We start from the raw sequence: 18271 nt of genomic DNA on the forward strand, positions 1-18271 counted from the left end.
GGCGCCCAGGCAAGTGTGACCAGAATCACTCTTTGATTATTGGTGCACTCTAGCAGGAAGTGGTTCAAGCCGGCCATCGCCGACAAAGGAGGGGGCCAAGCTGTTGGCCGGACGGCGAAATCAGATGGCCGTGGCAGCCTCAGGCGAACGGCGCTCGGCCGGAGACGCCATGATCGGAGTGAGCGGAGCCTCGGCCTTGTGAAATGGCGTCGCCCGCTCACCGGCGATCTCGACCACCTCGTCCCAGCGCAACAAGAAGGCCTCGACGCAGGCCGGATCGAACTGCCGGCCCATGTTCTCGACCAAATAGCCGCGAGCCATCTCGATCGGCATCGGCTCTTTATATGGTCGTCGTGTCGTCAGCGCGTCGAAGACGTCGGCGACCGCAACCACGCGCGCCGCCACCGGAATCGCGTCTGCCTTCAGGCCGTTTGGATAGCCCGCACCGTCCCAGCGTTCGTGATGGCCTGCGGCAATTTGCGCACCGAGCTGGATCAGCTCGCAACCGGAGTCCGCCAGGATCCGCTCGCCGATCGTCGCATGGGTGCGGATCACCGCCATCTCGTCGTCGGTCAGCCTGCCGGGCTTGAGCAGAATGTTGTCGGGAATGGCGACCTTGCCGACGTCATGCAGGGGCGCGGCCAGATAAATGTCGCGGCAAAGCCGGGCCGGCAGTCCGAGCTGCTCGGCGATGATGCGGCTGTACCTGGCAACCCGCAGCGTGTGCTCGCCGGTGTCGTTGTCACGGTATTCCACCGCGAGCGCGAGTCGCAGGATGATCTCCTCCTCGCGTTCGCCGAGCTTTCGTGTCGCGGCCGCGACTTCGCTGGCCAGATGCGCGGCACGGTCGTTGAGCTTGCGCACGGCTGCACCAAGCTGAATTAAATTCCGCAGGCGCACCGTCATCTCGACGCTCTGCGGCTGCTTGGGCAGGAAATCGGTTGCACCGGCCCGCAGCGCTTCCATCTTGACGTCATCGGTCTGTCGCGACGTGATCATCGCGATCGGGATGTCGGCGCAGCCGGGCAGGGCACGGAAGGTGCGGATGAAGCTGATGCCGTCCATGTGCGGCATCTCGTAGTCGACCAGCACGAGATCGAAGCCGCGTTCGCGCGCGCAGGTCAGCGCTTCCACGGGATCGAGGAAGGTGGTGGCCTCGACCAGGCCTTCGGCCTCGATGTGACGTTTCAGGAAGTTGAGGACGGAGCGGCTGTCGTCAACCAGAAGCGCTTGGGTCAGCATCGGCGGCCGGGGCTCTCTTCGCTGGCAAAGACACGAACTCAAGCCATAGCCCGAGTGAATTTAACGCGAAGCAAATGCGCCGTACGGGAGCGCACGCGCCGCGGATATGCGCGCCGCGCATGAAAGACGTCGGCAGGCTGTGCACGTCTGCATGCAGTTGCGCGAATTCCGCGGGAATGTGACCCGTAGTTGTACGGATGCTCGCGTTAGGGGTTTGCTCATTCGATTCACGTCAAACGAGTATCGGATTTAAGCAAAAGGCGGGCAGCGATGGCGCTCAATCCCACGGAGCCGAAGTGGTCGTTGCGGTTGCCCGCCGATTGCAGCATCGCGGCCATTCGCAATGTCTATGAGCTCATTCGCGAAGCCTTCGGCCGCCAGGAGCGGCTCGAGATCGACTGCTCGAGCGTCGACAAGGCCGACGTGACCTCGATCCAGCTTCTGCTGTCGACAGCCAAGACGGGGCAGGCCCAGGGCCGTCCGGTGGTGCTGACCTCCTTCTCACAGTCTCTTCGCAACACCCTTCGCCGCGCCGGCTTCACCAGCGAGGCGATGATCGATCAGCATTTCCCGCAAAAGAAAGATGGCACCTAATGGCCACGATTCTGACCGTCGACGATTCCCCCAGCATCCGGCAAATGATCAAGGTGGTGCTCGAGCCGGCCGGTCACAGCGTGATCGAGGCCGGCGACGGTGCGCAAGGGCTCGCCAAGGCACAGGCCGGCAAGCTCGATCTCGTGATCACCGACCTCAACATGCCCGTCATGAACGGGCTGGAGCTGATCCGGGCGCTGCGCAAGCTGCCGAGCGCGGTCGGCATGCCCATCGTGTTCCTGACGACCGAATCCAACGACACGGTGAAGCAGGAGGCCAAGAGCGCCGGCGCCACCGGCTGGATCACCAAACCGTTCAAGCCCGAGCAGCTGCTCGCCGTGGTCGGCAAGCTGGTGCGCGCATGAGCGCAATGGACCCGACCGAGGTCTTTCGTCAGGAAGCCAGCGAGCTCTTCGAAGTTCTTGAAGGGGCCCTGCTCGATCTCGGCCAGCGTCCCGACGACCGCGAACTGGTCGATTCCGCCTTCCGCGCCCTGCATACGATCAAGGGTTCGGGCGCCATGTTCGGCTTCGACAAGGTCGCCTCCTTCACCCACGAATTCGAGACCGCCTTCGACCGCGTCCGCAAGGGCGAGATCAAGCCGACCCAGGAGCTGATCTCGGTCGCGCTCGCCGCCAAGGACTACATCCGCGCGTTGATCGAAGATCCCCAGTCGACCGACGACATCATCGGCGAGGCCATCCTCGACGACCTCAAGCGCTTCGTCTCGGCCGACCAGCCCGTTGTAGCGGTCGCGGAGATTGCCGAAGCCCCGCCGCTGGCTCCCGCCGGGAGCAAGCAGGCCGGCTGGCACCTCTATCTGGAATTCGAAACCCATATCCTGCGCAACGGCTCGAACCCACTCGACCTGCTGGAAGACCTCTGCAAGCTCGGCCCCTGCTTCGTCGTGCCTGTCACCGACGGCGTCCCGTTCCTCGACGAGATGGAGCCGGAAGACTGTTATCTGAAGTGGGACGTCAAGCTGCACGCGGCCTGCGACAAGGACGCGATCGACGACGTCTTCATGTTCGTCCAGGACGAGATGAAGCTGACGCTCTCGCCCCTGGAGCATGTCGAAGCGCCTGCGCCGGCACCGCTGTTCCAGTTGCTCGACGAGGAGCTGGCCCCGGTGGTCGACATGCCTGCGCCGCTGGTCGAGGCTGCTGCCGCGCCCGTCGCCGAGCAGCCCGTCGCAAAGGCGGAGCCGAAATCCGAATCAAAGCCCGAACCGAAGCTCGAGGCCAAGCGCGACGATCGCGGCATCGCCACCGTCCGCGTCCAGGCCGAGCGTCTCGACGAGCTGATGGACCGCGTTGGCGAGCTCGTCATCGCCCAGGCGCGGCTGACCCAGCTCGCCGCCTCCGGCTCCGACCTCTCGATCAAGATGATCGCCGAGGAGATCGAGCGCCTCGCCTCCTCCTTGCGCGATACCACGATGGGTGCGCGCATGGTGCCGATCGGATCGCTGTTCGGCCGTTTCCGCCGCCTCGTGCATGATCTGTCGCGGGATCTGTCCAAGCCGGTGGAATTCGTCACCACGGGCGAGGACACCGAACTCGACAAGACCATGATCGAGTGCCTGGCCGATCCCCTGGTGCACCTCATCCGCAACGCGATCGACCACGGCATCGAAGATACCGCCACGCGTGCTGCCAATGGCAAGACCGAGCAGGGCCGCATCGAGCTCGCCGCCGTCCATTCCGGCGCGCAGGTGCTCGTCACCGTGAAGGACAATGGCGGCGGCCTCAACACCGCGCGCATCCGTGCGAAAGCGGAAGAGCAGGGGCTGATCGCGGCCGGAGCCGTGCTCACCGATCATGAGATCCATCAGTTCCTGTTCCATCCCGGCTTCTCGACCGCGCAGACCATCTCGGCGCTGTCAGGCCGCGGCGTCGGCATGGACGTGGTCAAGCGAACCATCGAGAACATGCGCGGCACGATCGACCTGTCGACCAGGCCGGGTCAGGGCACCACGGTGACGCTGCGCCTGCCGCTGACGCTGGCGATCATCGAAGGCCTGCTGATCCGCGTCGGCGAAGGCCGTTACATCATTCCGCTGTCGGCGGTCGAGGAATGCATCGAGCTGACCGCCGAGGACGAGCGCTCCCGCGGCCGCAATTTCCTCAACGTGCGCGGCAATCTCGTGCCCTTCCTCCGGCTGCGCGAGATCATGACCGCATCGGGCACGCCCGACCGGCACCAGAAGACGATCATCATCTCGACCGGCGAGACTCACGTCGGTCTCGTAGCCGACCAGATCATCGGCAACCACCAGACCGTGATCAAGTCGCTCTCCAAGCTGCATTCGGACGTCACGATGTTCTCCGGCGCGACCATCCTTGGCGATGGCACGGCGGCATTGATCCTCGACGTCGCGCAGCTCGTCGCGTTGGCGCAGTCGAAGGTCGAGAAGCAGCATATCAGCGAGGCGGCGTGATGAACGAGGGTTTGGCTGGCGAACGGCAGGCTGACGCGATGCAGGTCGTGATGATCGGCCTTGGCGAGGAGAAGTTCGCGCTCGACGCCGGCCTCGTGCGCGAGATCATCGATCCCGTCCCCGTGACCAAGGTGGCAGGCGCGCGCGCCTTCGTTCCCAGCGTGATCAACGTGCGCGGCAATGTCATTCCGCTCGCCGACCTGCGCATCCGCTTCGGCATGCCGCAGCTCGATGATTCCGCCGATACGCGCATCGTGGTCATCGAGCTCGAGCTCGACGGCGAGCCGGTCCTGGTCGGCGTCACCGCCGACAAGGTCTACGAGGTCACGGAGATTTCCCAGACCGACGTGCAGCAGACGCCGCGCGTCGGCATGCACTGGAAGCCGGAGTTCATTCGCTTCATCGCGAAATGGCGTGAAGAGTTCGTCATCGTTCCGAACATGGAACGCATTCTAAATTGAGATGAGGTCTCGGGCGAGACCTGGGTGGGGGCTGGAAATGAGATTTACGGTCAAGGCAAAGCTTGCCAGCGCGTTCGGCGTGATCATCGTCCTGTCCGGGATCGCGGGCGGCGTGGCTTACATGAAGCTCGGCGACATGATGGCGACCGCCGACAGCATGGTTCTGCGCGCAAACCGCATGGAAAAGGCGACGCAGATCGAAAAGGACATCCTGCTTCAGCTGCGCGCCGAGAAGAACTCGGTGCTCGGCACGGAGGCTCAGGCCGACCAGTTTGCCGCCGAGGCCGCCAGGCTTCGCGAGGAGGCGACGAAGACCAGGGATGAAGTCTACGCGCTGGCGAGCGAGGGAGGCAGGAAGCTGCTCGACAGCTTCGCAGCCGTTTACGCCAAGATGAATGCCTACCAGGAAGAGACGATCCGGCTGGCGAAGACCGACAAGACGAAGGCCATGGAGCGCTCGATGGGTGACGGCCGCAAGGTCGTCGCGGACGCGATGGAATCCATGGGCGCCTATGTCGCCAATACGAAGAAGCAGATGGCCGAGCAGGCCGTCCAGTCCAAGGCAGAGGGGCACCAGGCCCAGTTCCTGCTGATGACGCTGATCGGCATCTCGCTGGCGGTTGCGATCGGGGCTGCGCTCTGGATTTCCATCTCGATCAGCCGTGCGCTCGGAAGGGCCGTTGGCCTTGCAGGTGCGGTCGCGGAGGGCGATCTCAGCCAGACCATTCCCTCGGCGAGCAACGACGAGATCGGAGATCTCGTCAGGTCGCTGAATGGGATGGTCGAAAAGCTCCGGCAGATCGTCGCCGAGGCGATCACGGCGGCGCAGAACGTCTCCGCCGGAAGCCAGGAGTTGTCCGCGAGCGCCGAGCAGCTCTCGCAAGGCGCGACCGAGCAGGCTTCGTCCGCCGAGGAAGCCTCCTCCTCGATGGAGGAGATGGCCTCGAACGTGAAACAGAATGCCGACAACGCCAACCAGACCGAGAAGATCGCGGGGCAGTCGGCCAAGGACGCCGAAGCCAGCGGTGTCGCGGTGGGCCGTGCCGTCGAGGCGATGCAGACAATCGCCGAGAAGATCACGATCGTGCAGGAGATCGCACGCCAGACCGACCTGCTCGCGCTCAACGCCGCGGTGGAAGCCGCGCGCGCAGGTGAGCACGGCAAGGGCTTTGCGGTGGTCGCCTCCGAGGTGCGCAAGCTTGCCGAGCGCAGCCAGGCCGCCGCGGCCGACATCGGGACGCTGTCCACGGAGAGCGTAAAGGTCGCTCAGGAAGCCGGCCAGATGCTGTCCAAGCTCGTGCCCGACATCAAGAAGACCGCCGAGCTGGTGCAAGAGATCACCGCGGCCTGCCGCGAGCAGGACGTCGGCTCGGCTCAGATCAACCAGGCGATTCAGCAGCTCGACAAGGTCGGCCAGCAGAACGCCAGTGCCTCCGAGCAGGTGTCGTCGACCTCGGAAGAGCTCGCCTCGCAAGCCGAGCAGCTGCAGTCCACCATCTCGTTCTTCCGGATCGAGGAGGCTGCGCGAAGAGAGAAGGCGGCAGCCGAGCCGATCGACCGCGCCGTCGGTCAGCTCCGGGCCAAGGCTGCGCACATGGCGGCCGCCGATCGCGGCATGAAGAAGCCGGTGCCTGCCCGCAAGCCGGCACGCGCGATGAAAGTCGCCGGTGGCGGTGGCTTCGCCTTCGACATGAATGACGGCGAAGACGATCGCGACGCCGAGTTCCAACGCTGATCGACCGGTCCGGCCTTGTGCCGGACCGTGCCCATTTCCAATCTGGAATCCTGGACTGCATCATGGCCGCAACCTCGCAATATCTGACGCTCGGGCTCGCCGGCGAGACGTTCGGTATCAGCATCCGCAACGTCCGGGAGATTCTCGACATGCGGCCGATCTCGCGGCTTCCGCACGCGCCGAACTTTCTGCTCGGCATGATCGACGTGCGCGGCAGCGGCTATCCGATCGTCGATCTCAGGAACAAGCTCGGCCTGCCCAGCGTGGCCGCCACCGAAGCGACCCGCATCATCATCCTCGACGTGCCGATGAAGGGCCGCCTGGTCGGCGTCGGCTTCGTCGCCGACTGCGTGTTCGAGGTCACCGACATCGACGAGCAGGCGATCGAGCCCGTGCCCGAGGTCGGCGGGAAATGGCAATCGGACTATGCCGCCGGCATCGGCCGCAAGGGCGAGAAGTTCGTCGTGATCTTCGATCTCGCCAAGCTGATGGCCAATGACGAAGTTCCGGAAGGCCGCGACACGGCAACAGATGCGCCTCGCGCCGCCTGAGTTTGCAAGAGTGAAGCGTGGTCACGCGTAAGCACCCCAATCCGAACCAACGAGACTGAAAATGAGATTCACCGTCAAAGCCAAGCTCGCCAGCGCGTTTGGCGTCGTCATTCTTCTGTTCATGGTAGCAGGCGCCGTGAGCTACATGAAGTTGTCCGACATGGCCGCGACCGCAGATTCCATGGTGCTTCGCGCCAAGCGGATGGAGAAAGCAGCCGAGGTCGAAAAGATCATCTGGCAGCAGGTCAGGGCGGAAAAGAACGCAATTCTGGGAACGGCAGGCGAGGCCGAGGAATTCGCGGCGAACGCGGCCAAGCTCCGCGATGAGGCCATGAAGATCAGGGACGAGGTCCATGCCCTCGCCAGCGAAGGCGGCAGGAAGCTGCTCGACAACTTCGCCAGCGCCTACGCCAGAATGAACGTCTATCAGGAAGAGACGATCAGGCTGGCAAAGACCGATAAGACCAAGGCAACCGAGCGCTCGATGGGTGACGGGCGCAAGGTGGTTGCAGATGCGACGGAGGCGATGGGAGCCTATGTCGCCAATACGAAGAGGCAGATGGCCGAGCAGGCCGTGCAGTCCAACGAAGACAGCCGTCGCGCCCAGTTGATTCTGATCGTCCTCGTCATCGTCTCGCTCATCGTTGCCGCGATTGGCGCAGTCTGGATCTCGCTCAATATCAGCCGGTCCCTCGCCAAGGCCGTCGGGCTGGCGGATGCCGTCGCGATCGGCGATCTCAGCCACAAGATCGATACGTCCAGCAATGACGAGATCGGCGATCTCGTGAAATCCCTGAACGCGATGACCGCCAATCTGAACGCCACCGCGGCCGTCGCCAACGAGATCGCGCAGGGCAACCTCACGATCGAAGCCAAGCCGCTGTCGGACAAGGACACGCTGGGCTTTGCGCTCGAGCGCATGGTGGAGAAGCTTCGCCAGATCGTGTCTGAAGCCCTGACCGCGGCGCAGAACGTCTCCGCCGGCAGCCAGGAGCTCTCGGCGAGCGCCGAGCAGCTGTCGCAGGGCGCGACCGAGCAGGCCTCGTCTGCGGAGGAGGCTTCCTCCTCGATGGAGGAGATGGCCTCCAACGTGAAGCAGAACGCCGACAACGCCAACCAGACCGAGAAGATCGCCGCGCAATCGGCCAAGGACGCCGAGGCCAGCGGTGCCGCGGTCGGCCGCGCCGTCAACGCGATGCAGACCATCGCCGAGAAGATCACGATCGTGCAGGAGATCGCACGGCAGACCGATCTGCTCGCGCTCAACGCCGCGGTCGAGGCCGCGCGCGCCGGCGAGCACGGCAAGGGCTTTGCGGTGGTCGCCTCCGAGGTGCGCAAGCTCGCCGAGCGCAGCCAGGCCGCCGCGGCCGAGATCGGCACGCTCTCGACCGACACCGTCAAGGTGGCCCAGGAGGCCGGCGCGATGCTGTCCAAGCTCGTCCCGGACATCAAGAGGACCGCCGAGCTGGTCGAGGAGATCACCGCGGCCTGCCGCGAGCAGGACGTCGGCTCGGCCCAGATCAACCAGGCGATCCAGCAGCTCGACAAGGTCGGCCAGCAGAACGCCAGCGCGTCCGAGCAGGTGTCCTCGACCTCTGAGGAGCTGGCTTCGCAGGCCGAACAGCTTCAGTCCACCATCGCCTATTTCCGCATCGAGCAGGGCGCGAAGAGCCAGGCGCCGGCGCCGATTGATCGGGCGGTGAGCCAGTTGCGCGCCAAGGCGGCCACCATGGCGGCTGCCGAGCGTCCGGCGAAAAAGATCGTGCAGGCCCGGCCGGCGCGCGCCGTGAAGGTTGCCGGTGGCGGCGGCTTTGCGTTCGACATGCATGACGGCGAGGACGATCGGGACGCCGATTTCCAGCGCTAGGATTTTTGCGGGCCGGTCTGCCCTGGGACGGTGGACCGGTCTTCTTTCAGCGGTTGTTTAAACGCGTAGGATTCGAGATGGCCCGTACGGCCCGACATTCAGTGCAGGTCGCCGTCGCGGACCGGGGCCGGCGGCCATGATGCCCGCCGTACAGGATACCGCCGTGCATCTGTCGGACCGCCACTTCCGGACCATCGCCGAACTGATCGAGGGACAGGTCGGCATCAAGCTGCCGCAGGGCAAGCGGCTGATGCTGGAGGGGCGGCTGCACAAGCGCGTGCGCGCGCTCAACTTCTCCGGTCTCAACGAATATGTCGAGAACCTGTTCGAGGCGGATCATTTCGATACCGAGCTCACCCATCTCATCGACGTGGTGACGACCAACAAGACCGACTTCTTCCGCGAGCCGCAGCACTTCACCTTCATGCGCGACGTCGCGATTCCCGGCCTGCTCAAGTCGCATGGACGCAAGAACGCGAACCTGAAGATCTGGAGCTCGGCGAGCTCCACCGGCATGGAGGCCTACACCACCGCGATGGTGCTGGACGACATGACGCGGAGCGGCTCGCGCTTCCAGTACCGCATTCTCGGGACCGACATCTCGACCGCGGTGCTGCGTCTCGCCAAGACGGCGATCTACACGCGCGACGTGCTCGGCCCGGTGCCGGAGCAATTCGTGAAACGATATTTTTCGACGTCGCGGGACAAGTCGCGCGGTGAGGTGCGGGTCGTACCCGAGCTGCGGCGCGCGACACACTTCATGAGGATGAACCTCATGGACAAGTCCTATCCGGTCGATCGCGACGTCGACATCATCTTCTGCCGCAACGTCCTGATCTATTTCGAGCGCGAGACCCAGCGCAAGGTGGTCGAGCAATTGTGCAGCCATTTGCGTCCGGGCGGCTATTTGCTGGTCGGACATTCGGAATCGATGATTCACAGTGCCGTGCCCGGGCTGAAGCAGGTTCAGCCAACCATTTTCCAGGTCTAGCCGGAGCGCAACCAAGATGCCGAGGGAGAAGGTTCGCGTACTGATCGTGGACGATTCGGCGTCGGTGCGCCAAATCCTGCAGACGATCCTCAACGAAGACCCCGATATCGAGGTGATGGGGGCGGCCTCCGATCCGTTCGTGGCGGCGAAGCGTCTCCAGAACGAGATCCCCGACGTCATGATCCTCGATCTGGAAATGCCGCGCATGGACGGCATGACGTTCCTGCGCAAGATCATGGCGCAGCGCCCGATCCCGGTGATCATCTGCTCTTCGCTCACTGAAGAAGGCTCGAACGTGATGTTCGAGGCGTTCGAGGCGGGCGCGGTCGACATCGTGCCCAAGCCGAAGATCGACACACGCCAGGCGCTGCTCGAATGCTCGACGCGGCTGCGCGAGGCGGTGAAGTCGGCTGCGCGCGCGCGGGTGCGCCCGCGTGCCGAACGCCGGGCCATCGAGAAGAAGCTGACCGCCGACGCGATCATCCCGCCGCCGGTGCAGGGCAGGGTTCGGCCGACGACGGAGCGCATCGTCTGCATCGGTGCGTCGACCGGCGGGACCGAGGCGCTCAACGACGTCCTCGAGATGCTGCCGCCCCACTGTCCGCCGCTTCTCATCGTCCAGCACATGCCGGCAGGTTTCACCGCGGCCTTTGCCAAGCGCCTCGACGGCGTCTGCCAGATCAGGGTCAAGGAAGCCGAGGACGGTGAGCCGGTGCTGCCGGGCTGCGCCTATATCGCGCCCGGCGCCCGGCACATGCTGCTCCAGCGCATCGGTCTGCGCTACCAGATCGCGATCAAGGACGGCCCGCCGGTGTCGCGGCATCGCCCCTCAGTCGACGTGTTGTTCCGCTCGGCGGCCCAGCATGCCGGCGCCAACGCGCTCGGCGTCATCATGACCGGCATGGGCGACGACGGCGCGCGCGGGATGCTGGAGATGCGCAAGCTCGGCGCCTCGACGCGGGCGCAGGACGAGGAGAGCTGCGTGGTGTTCGGCATGCCCAAGGAAGCCATCGCCCATGGCGGCGTCGAGAAGGTCGTTTCGCTGCATCACATCCCGCGGGAGATCATGCTCTGGTATCAGGCCGGGCACGCCGCGGTGGCGGGTTGATGGCCATGTCGCCCGTTCCGGCCAACACGCTCACCGAGGCAACCACCGCGATCGAGGACGTCTCCTCGCGCATCGAGGACGTCTTTGCGCGCGTCGGTCAGGAACTCGGACGCGGCCACCTCATCTTCAAGGAGCTGAACCAGGGCTTAGCTACGCTCTCGGGCGAGCTCTCCGGCGCCGAGATCGAGGGGGCCGCAACGGCGCTGCAGGAGATCGCCGCGCGGCTGAGCGAGCTGGCGCAGGCGCTGCCGGCGGAGAGCGCCCTGCTGGAGACGATCGGCAAGAGCACGGCCGAGGCGTCCTCGCTGCTCAAGCCGCTGTTCAAGCACATCCAGATGATCACCATCATCGCGCGCAGCGCCCGGATCGAGGCGGCCTCGCTCGACGGCGACCGCGAGGGCTTTCTCGCCTTCACCCAGGAGGCCTATGATCTCGGCAGGGCCGTGCAGGGTTCGATCGAAGGCTGCGCGCGCGACCAGCAGCGCCTGTCCGAGGCGGTTGCCACCGCCTCCGGCCGGCAAAAGGAGTTCGAGAGCCGGTACCGGGCCCAACTGATGTCGGAGAGCGCCGAGCTCGGCGCGGCCTATTCCGGGTTACGCGACCAGCGCAGCAAGAGCAGCCACCTGGCCGACCGCGCCAGCTCCAGCACCAGGAAGATCGCCGAGGCGGTCGGCAGCGCGATCATCTCGCTGCAGGCGGGCGACAGCACGCGTCAGCGTCTCGAGCACGTGTCCCACGGTCTCGGCCTTGCGTCGGAATCGGCGCAGAGCCTCGTTCCCGCGCCTGTTACGAGCGATGACGGCGTGGGTGCGATTTGCCGGTTGCAGGCGGCCCAGCTCAGGGATGCCCAGCGCGAGTTCGGCGGCGACGTCGGCCAGATCGTCGGCGCGCTGACTGCGATCTTGCACGATGCGGGCAGCGTCGTCGGCCACGGCCGCACGCTGTTCGGCGGCGAGGAGGGCGGCTCGTCGTCGTTCCTGACGCGCATCAAGCAGACGCTGGCGCACGCATCGACCCTGATCGCCACCTGCGAAAGCGCGGGCCGCTCGGTCGACGAGGCGCTCGCGATCGTCGAGGACACGCTGACGAAATTTCGCCAGGCGATCGCCGGGCTTGCCGAGGCGACCGTCGACATCACGCTGATCGGAATGAATGCCGGCCTCAAGGCGAGCCATCTCGGCAGCCGCGGCAGCGCCTTCGTCGTCATCGCCAACGAGCTCAAGGCCACCGCCGACCAGGTCTCCGCGGGGGCCGGGCGCCTCCGGCCCGTGCTCGACGGGATCGAGCGCTCGGCCAATGAGCTGAAGGAGCTCCGCGTGCAGGGTGACCCCACCCAGCTTGCCAAGCTCGAGCCGCAGATCCTTCAGGCGCTACGCGAGGTCGAGGCCGGCAACGAACGGCTCGGCAAGCTGATGAGCCGGCTCGTCGACGAAGGCGCGGAATTCGAGAGGCTGATGAATTCGGCTCAGGGCCTGATGACCAGGCTCGGCGAAAGCTCCGCAGCCTTGCCTGCGGTCGCCACGCGGCTCGAGACTGCGAGCGCAGGCGCGCAGCGGCTACAGCCGGAGCTGCAGGATCAGGCGATCCTCGACGATCTCTTCGCGCGCTACACGATGGAGCGTGAGCGGGACGTTCATCGTGAATTCCTGCAAACGCTCGGACTGGCGTCGACTGCCGCGACGCGCCGCGTCGAGGCGGTCGAGACCGCGGATGACGGCATAGAATTGTTCTGACGGCGTCGCCGCGTGCTGCGGTGGCAATTTGACGGGTTGGCTTTGCAGGGCGTTAACCGTCGCGGAATACTCGCCGCGTCGGTCATTGTCGCGCCCCAGAGTTGGTTGCAAATACCAGTGAATTCTACGGCGGATGTTTCCATGATGAGAGACGGCAAATATGCGGCCTGGTTCAGAACCCCGCGCGGCCAGGGCACGGGCATCGTGCATCTGGCGGACGGACGGATTTCCGGCAGCGACAGCTTCTTCACCTATGGCGGCTCCTATCAGTTCGGTGACGACCAGCGCTTCACGGCCGTCCTGACCACGCGGCGGTATGCCGAGGGGCCGCCGACCGTGTTCGGTCTGGACGAGGTCGAGGTCCGTCTCGCGGGCGTGTGCACCGGTGCGATGGCGACCTGCTCCGGAACGGCCAGGGAAGCGCCCGACGTGCTGTTCGAGGTGACGCTGATCTACAGCCAGGAAGATGCGCCGGCGACGGAGGCTCGAGGCGCCGTCGTGAAGCTCAATGACAAATTGCCCAAGGGCCTCGACAGCCGTTCGCGGCCGCGCCAATTTCCTGCGCCTTCCAGGCCTTCCGTATCTTAGTCTTGCGTTGACGCTATCGCAGCGAAGCGGGCTGCGACCGCGGCGGCAACGGTGCATTTAGGCGCAGAGATCTAGGATGAGGCGGCAATAAAGGACGGACGAGAACATGCCTCAGATCTGGATGACATACGACGAACTGGCGACACTCAGCGGCTGTACGCCGGCAGAAGCCAGACTACGGGCCATCCATCTGTCGCTCGACCGTCGCAAGAGCCGCGACGGCGCAACGCGCGTCAAGCTTGACCTCGCGCTGACGGCCAGGTTCTTCGCGTCCGTTCGCGAGGCGGATTTCGATCTCGACGGCGCCATCGCCGCGCTCCAGAGCACGCACAGGCAGATGGCCGAACTCCTGGCCCCGACCGGGTTCCGCGAGCGCGGGGCAGCGTAGCCCGCTTCGCGCGATACCCTCGGACCGGCGGCGACAGCGACCCCGGTGGTATCTCCGATAGCCTTTGGCGAATCAGGCATAGACTCGTCTCCGGAATTTCAAGCCGGGGCCGGGGTTTCAACCGCAGCGGGCCACAGAGCCTGTAGGAGAATGCCATGAGGAAAGCCAGGTATCGGGTCGGCGTGACACTGTTGGGAACGGTGATGCTCGGCGGGCTGCTGATCGTCACGTCCGCGCCGTCACGGGCGGAGGTCGTCAAGCTGCAGGCCGACCTCAAGGGCAGCAACGAAGTGCCTCCGAACGGCTCCTCCGGTTCAGGCAAGGCCGAGGCCGCGTTCGACACCCAAACCAAAGTCCTGACCTATGCGATTACGTTTGCCAATCTGACTGGTCCGGCGATGGGGGCTCATTTTCATGGTCCCAGTGAAGCGGGCAAGAACGCCGGCATCGCTTTGCCCTTCAAGACGGTCCAGAGTCCCATCCAAGGCAGCGCCACGCTCACGGATGCCCAGGCGGCGGACCTGTTGGCCGGCAAATGGTACGCGAACATTCATACGGCCGCGAACCCAGGCGGCGAATTGCGCGGGCAGATGATGAAGTAGGAGAGATGTCGCCCTAAAGCGCGAAAACCGCTGCGCACTTTTCCGGATCATGCTTTGCGCTGAAGAAGTTGTCAGCGCCGTGGGCCTCAGGCTGGCGGCCGAGGTAAGAAGGCCAGGATCGTCTGGGCGAGGATGACGCCGACGGTGCCTCCTGCCGCCTTCTGCAGCACATCAAGGAAACCCGGATCACGATCGGGGGTCAACGTTTGCAGGACTTCCAGTCCCATTGCGACTGCGACGACGAGCGAGCAGGCCAAAGCCAGCCGGCCGGGCAACAGGAAGGCCAGCAGGAAGCCCAAAAGGCCATAGGCGCTGAAGCGCTCGATGACGACGATCCAGTAGGCCTCGTGATGCCCCATCAGCGCCGGCCGCCCCGCCAGCCTTGCCAAGGTGGCATAGGCGATGAGGGCAAGACAGATTCCCGCGGCTGCAATGAGGTGATTTCGACGCATGGCCCACCATAGCCGTTTGAGGGCCATTCCGCTTCGAAAGACGAGAACATCGTTAAAGCGCCTCGTCGTTCTTCCGGCGGCGCGGGCTGCCCAAAACCTGGCCGCCATCGCCGGCCCGGAGGCAGTCCGGCGAAGATGGTCAGGCGACGAGGACGTCGCCGGCCGGCGCTGCGGATGCGGAGTGGCGGCGTGAATCGACCAGCTCGCTGAATTTCGCAAAGGGCAGCGGTGCGGCGACGAGATAGCCCTGTCCTTCCTCGACGCCGGAGGCGATCAGGGCGCGCCGCTGCTCCTCCGTCTCGATTCCTTCCGCTACGACCGTCATGCGGAAGTCCCTGGCCAGCGCGACCAACATCTCGACGATCGTCGTGGTCGATGCATCCACGGTGATGGTGTCGACGAAGAACTTGTCGATCTTGATCGTGTTGGCGCCGAGTCCCTTCAGCCGCGACAGGCCGCTGTGACCAACGCCGACGTCGTCGATCGCGACGCGGAAGCCATGGTCGCGCAGCTCGGCCACGACGGCGGCGGCGTGCGCGAGATCGTCGAGCTCGTCGCGTTCGGTGACCTCGACCACGATCTGGCGTGCGGAGACACGAGCCGCTAGAACCGTGCGACGCAGCGTCTCGACGAAGCCGGCGCTCAGCAGGTGCTTGGGCACGACATTCACGGACATCTTGAAGGTCTTGTCCGCCTTCAACACGCCCTGCAGGTCGGCGAGCGCTGATCTCAGGATCTGCCAGGTCATCACCTGGATGCGCCCGCTGGATTCGGCCAGCGGAATGAAGTTCATCGGCGGCACCACCGAGCCGTCCCGACGAACCCAGCGCGCCAGAACCTCGCAGCCCGTGATCCGGCCCGTCCCGAGGTCGAAGATGGGTTGGTAGTACGGCTTGAATTCGCCGGCCGCGAGGCCGCGATCGAGATCGGCGACCGGCCCTTCCATCCGGCGGCTGCGTGCCAGCAGGATGCCGAACAGTGCACCAAGTCCAAGGGCCACTGCGAGCGCCGGCCAATAAGCCTCGCTGTTCCAGCTCGAAAGCACGGCGTGCTCGAGCCGGATCGTGGCGTGAAGCGGCAAGCGCGTGGAATGCCTCTCGAAGCTGATCGGCCCTGGCAGGGACCGGTCGGCATCGAGCCGGAATTCGCCGAGCTTCTCGCCATTGCTCAAGGCGAGGATCACCTCGCTGTGCGCACGCAACTCGGCGGGCATGAGATCGAACAGGCCGGCGTTGATGCCGACGATGGCGACCAGCGCGGAGCTGCGATTGACGTCCCTGAGCACGCCCAACGCGTCGCCGCCGAACTGCTCCACGCGGAACAGCGAGAGCTTCTTGTCGTGCGAGGGCAGCATGTCGCGGCGATCCGCCCATCCCTTGTCGAACTCGAGCGTCTCGGAATAGGCCGAGCAGATCACCGATCCGTCCGGGTTGACGAGACGGACGTCCTTGATCGCCGAGCGTTGGTAGACGTGGAGCCGGATGGCTTGCAGCGCTGCCGGCTTGCAGCTGGCAAGATCGCGCTTGGCAAGCTCGTCCAGGCTGGCCGCGGCAAAATCGACCGCAAGTTCGGAGCGGCGCAGAACGACCTCGGTCAGCTCGCTCAACTGGTGCGCCTGCTGGTGGCGAATGACGCCGTCCGCCGCAAAATGGCCCGCCAGCCCGAACGCCATTGTGCTCGCAACAACGAGCGCCGCAAATGGAAGGTTCGATCGCTGGAGTCTCATCCGGTCCGGGAGGAATTCAGGAGAGGCTGGGGACTGATCTTGCGAATGATCCTAGCCAGAGGGGGCTAAGATAGGGTTTAACGGCCAGACCGGCGCCCGAAGGCCCGATCCCAGCGGTTGCCTGACGAATGGTCTTGCGACCTCAAGCATGGAAAGTTGTGCAGTATGACCAGAACGGTAAGCCTATTCCTCCTCGCGTTGGCCCTCGGGAGCTCCGCGGCCTCGGCCCAGGGAACCAAGGATAGGCCGTCAGGCACTCAGCCCACCTCCGCGACCCGCAGCGGCACAGGCAGCAATTCCGGCTCGGACACCATGGGTGGGGCTTTCAAGGGAACGGGAACGCCCAGCTACGGAACCAGCCCAGGGATGGGCTCCCAGAAGAAGACGAACAACTAGGCTAAACGGGCCGGACGAAGTCCGCTACAGGACGCTCGATCGAGGCTCACCGTCCGGGCCGGTGGCGAAGGGGAATCGCCTCCGGATAAGGCAGGCTGGACCCTTGGATGTGGGGCGTGGAGGGACGGCGGATGGCCCGCAACCGAAGCACCACGAAGGCGATGTTGATCGCCAGCCAAACCAAAACCGCGGAAATGGCAAAGTGGAGCACTGCCAGACCTCGCTGTGGGACTGGAATTAACACGCGAACGTGAGTTTGGTTCCGTCCCGGCGAGACAAAGCCATACCGGCTCTGAAGAACGTCTGCTCTGAAAGAATGTCTGCTTCGAAGAATGGCTGCTTCGAAAGCGTGGTGCGGCGCTGGCCGAGGGATCCGCCGAACGTCTTCAAGACCCCGCAAAGTTCGTCGGCTCGTTCGGTCAGGCGTTGACGAGCCAACTCGTTTGGGTGGGCTGACGCCTGCATCTGCGAAGGCGTGACCGCTGAGCCATTTGGAGTGACCTGCTGGCCTCGTCAGCGAGGTCGATCGTCATTCACCGCAGCGCGGGAGGTCGTCCTGCGAGGCTCAAGGCGAGCACCGTCGCATTTCCGAGCCTAGCTCTTTTTGCCCGCCTTCGGCTTCAGCGAAAGACCAAGCCGCAATGCCATGCGCTTGATCGCATCAGGCGAGCGTCCGAGAACCTTCGCCGCCTCTTCCAGCGAAGCCGAAGACTTGGCCAGCTCCATGAGCCGGCGGTCTTCTTTGAACGACCAGGGCTTGCGCGCCATAACCGAAATGATCCTCTTGTCGACACAACGACAAAGCCGCCAAGCGACCCATGTTCGCTCGACGGCTTTGCTTGGGTGGGGCCGGGCTTGGGGAAACCCGGTGCGAAGATGGATATGCGATCGGTGAGACTTCGCAACAAACAACGCGGATTAAGCTAACCGCTCAACCTTACCGCGATGAAATCGACGCGCGACGCTCCGTATAACCACGGTATTTCGCAGGTGAATCCGATGCGCGCCTTCCGACGGCCGTTCTCAGTCGCGCCGATCAACGTTTGAAACGCCAGATGAACGAGGGTTCATGGTGTCGGCCTGCCGAGTTCTGGTAAAAAGAACTCGAGCCTCTTCTCTGCGCTCTGTGCCCTCGGCGTGCCGACCAATCTTCATGCATCACGTTGCACAAACTTCATGTTCGTCTGACAAAATTTTCAGCGGTCGCGATCTTGAAGTCGACGCAACGAAAAGATGAAAATGAGCGCGGGAGGAACGTTCCGGCAAACGTGGGAACATTCCAATGTTAGCTGCCTTGGTTTTGATATCGATTTTCGCAGCGGGCTTTGGCTGCGGCTATGGCGTACGGGCGTGGCGCTCGCGGAAGCGATCGGCACGATATCGTCTTTATGCACCTTATA

General features: G+C 64.5%; 17 protein-coding genes. 13 read left to right on the forward strand and 4 right to left on the reverse strand.

What is annotated here, in order from left to right:
• Positions 1-120 precede the first annotated feature (120 nt).
• Complete coding sequence (locus tag AABA84_RS08290; protein ID WP_338311826.1) at positions 121-1242, reverse strand: HD domain-containing phosphohydrolase; 1122 nt, start codon at positions 1240-1242, stop codon at positions 121-123.
• Between the two features lie 270 nt (positions 1243-1512).
• Here AABA84_RS08290 and AABA84_RS08295 point away from each other — a divergent pair, with 270 nt between their 5' ends.
• The 13 genes from AABA84_RS08295 (at position 1513) to AABA84_RS08355 (ending at position 14297) form a co-directional block, all read left to right on the forward strand.
• Entirely contained in the window at positions 1513-1836 is a 324-nt protein-coding gene (locus tag AABA84_RS08295) for an STAS domain-containing protein (protein WP_018317042.1), read from the forward strand.
• The gene (locus AABA84_RS08300) at positions 1836-2201 is read left to right on the forward strand and encodes a response regulator (protein WP_018317043.1); all 366 of its coding nucleotides are present in this window, start codon (positions 1836-1838) and stop codon (positions 2199-2201) included. Before AABA84_RS08295 ends, AABA84_RS08300 begins: the two co-directional genes overlap by 1 nt.
• Entirely contained in the window at positions 2198-4273 is a 2076-nt protein-coding gene (locus AABA84_RS08305) for a chemotaxis protein CheA (RefSeq protein WP_338311827.1), read from the forward strand. The genes AABA84_RS08300 and AABA84_RS08305 overlap by 4 nt, the downstream gene beginning before the upstream one ends.
• Positions 4273-4734 carry a chemotaxis protein CheW gene (locus AABA84_RS08310; protein ID WP_212251171.1) on the forward strand — a complete coding sequence of 154 codons (462 nt, stop codon included), beginning with the start codon at positions 4273-4275 and terminating at the stop codon, positions 4732-4734. Before AABA84_RS08305 ends, AABA84_RS08310 begins: the two co-directional genes overlap by 1 nt.
• A 37-nt stretch (positions 4735-4771) precedes the next feature.
• Positions 4772-6469, forward strand: coding sequence for a methyl-accepting chemotaxis protein (locus tag AABA84_RS08315; protein WP_212251173.1), 1698 nt, complete (start codon positions 4772-4774; stop codon positions 6467-6469).
• A 62-nt stretch (positions 6470-6531) separates the two neighbouring features.
• Positions 6532-7020: a chemotaxis protein CheW gene (locus AABA84_RS08320; protein ID WP_338308252.1), complete on the forward strand. Its 489-nt coding sequence runs from the start codon at positions 6532-6534 to the stop codon at positions 7018-7020.
• Between the two features lie 61 nt (positions 7021-7081).
• Complete coding sequence (locus AABA84_RS08325) at positions 7082-8887, forward strand: methyl-accepting chemotaxis protein (RefSeq protein ID WP_338311828.1); 1806 nt, start codon at positions 7082-7084, stop codon at positions 8885-8887.
• Between the two features lie 136 nt (positions 8888-9023).
• Entirely contained in the window at positions 9024-9878 is an 855-nt protein-coding gene (locus AABA84_RS08330; protein WP_338308249.1) for a CheR family methyltransferase, read from the forward strand.
• Between the two features lie 16 nt (positions 9879-9894).
• Entirely contained in the window at positions 9895-10986 is a 1092-nt protein-coding gene (locus tag AABA84_RS08335; protein ID WP_212251179.1) for a protein-glutamate methylesterase/protein-glutamine glutaminase, read from the forward strand.
• 5 nt (positions 10987-10991) lie between these two features.
• On the forward strand, positions 10992-12719 hold the full coding sequence (locus tag AABA84_RS08340; RefSeq protein WP_338311829.1) for a chemotaxis protein: 1728 nt from the start codon (positions 10992-10994) through the stop codon (positions 12717-12719).
• A gap of 141 nt (positions 12720-12860) precedes the next feature.
• A complete protein-coding gene (locus AABA84_RS08345) occupies positions 12861-13307 on the forward strand; it encodes a hypothetical protein (protein ID WP_338311830.1) in 447 nt (148 codons plus the stop codon).
• 106 nt (positions 13308-13413) lie between these two features.
• The gene (locus AABA84_RS08350) at positions 13414-13695 is read left to right on the forward strand and encodes a hypothetical protein (RefSeq protein ID WP_212251185.1); all 282 of its coding nucleotides are present in this window, start codon (positions 13414-13416) and stop codon (positions 13693-13695) included.
• Between the two features lie 155 nt (positions 13696-13850).
• The gene (locus AABA84_RS08355; protein ID WP_246550760.1) at positions 13851-14297 is read left to right on the forward strand and encodes a CHRD domain-containing protein; all 447 of its coding nucleotides are present in this window, start codon (positions 13851-13853) and stop codon (positions 14295-14297) included.
• An 86-nt stretch (positions 14298-14383) separates the two neighbouring features.
• On the opposite strand, the gene AABA84_RS08360 is transcribed toward AABA84_RS08355, so the two are convergent.
• The 3 genes from AABA84_RS08360 to AABA84_RS08370 form a co-directional block, all read right to left on the reverse strand.
• Positions 14384-14749 carry a VanZ family protein gene (locus AABA84_RS08360; protein WP_338311888.1) on the reverse strand — a complete coding sequence of 122 codons (366 nt, stop codon included), beginning with the start codon at positions 14747-14749 and terminating at the stop codon, positions 14384-14386.
• A 139-nt stretch (positions 14750-14888) separates the two neighbouring features.
• Positions 14889-16475, reverse strand: a complete 1587-nt coding sequence (locus AABA84_RS08365; RefSeq protein ID WP_445083402.1) for an EAL domain-containing protein — start codon at positions 16473-16475, stop codon at positions 14889-14891.
• 990 nt (positions 16476-17465) lie between these two features.
• Complete coding sequence (locus tag AABA84_RS08370) at positions 17466-17639, reverse strand: hypothetical protein (RefSeq protein ID WP_212251188.1); 174 nt, start codon at positions 17637-17639, stop codon at positions 17466-17468.
• Positions 17640-18271: the final 632 nt, after the last annotated feature.

It is taken from the genome of Bradyrhizobium sp. TM239 (assembly GCF_036247985.1).
GTDB lineage: Bacteria > Pseudomonadota > Alphaproteobacteria > Rhizobiales > Xanthobacteraceae > Bradyrhizobium > Bradyrhizobium ottawaense.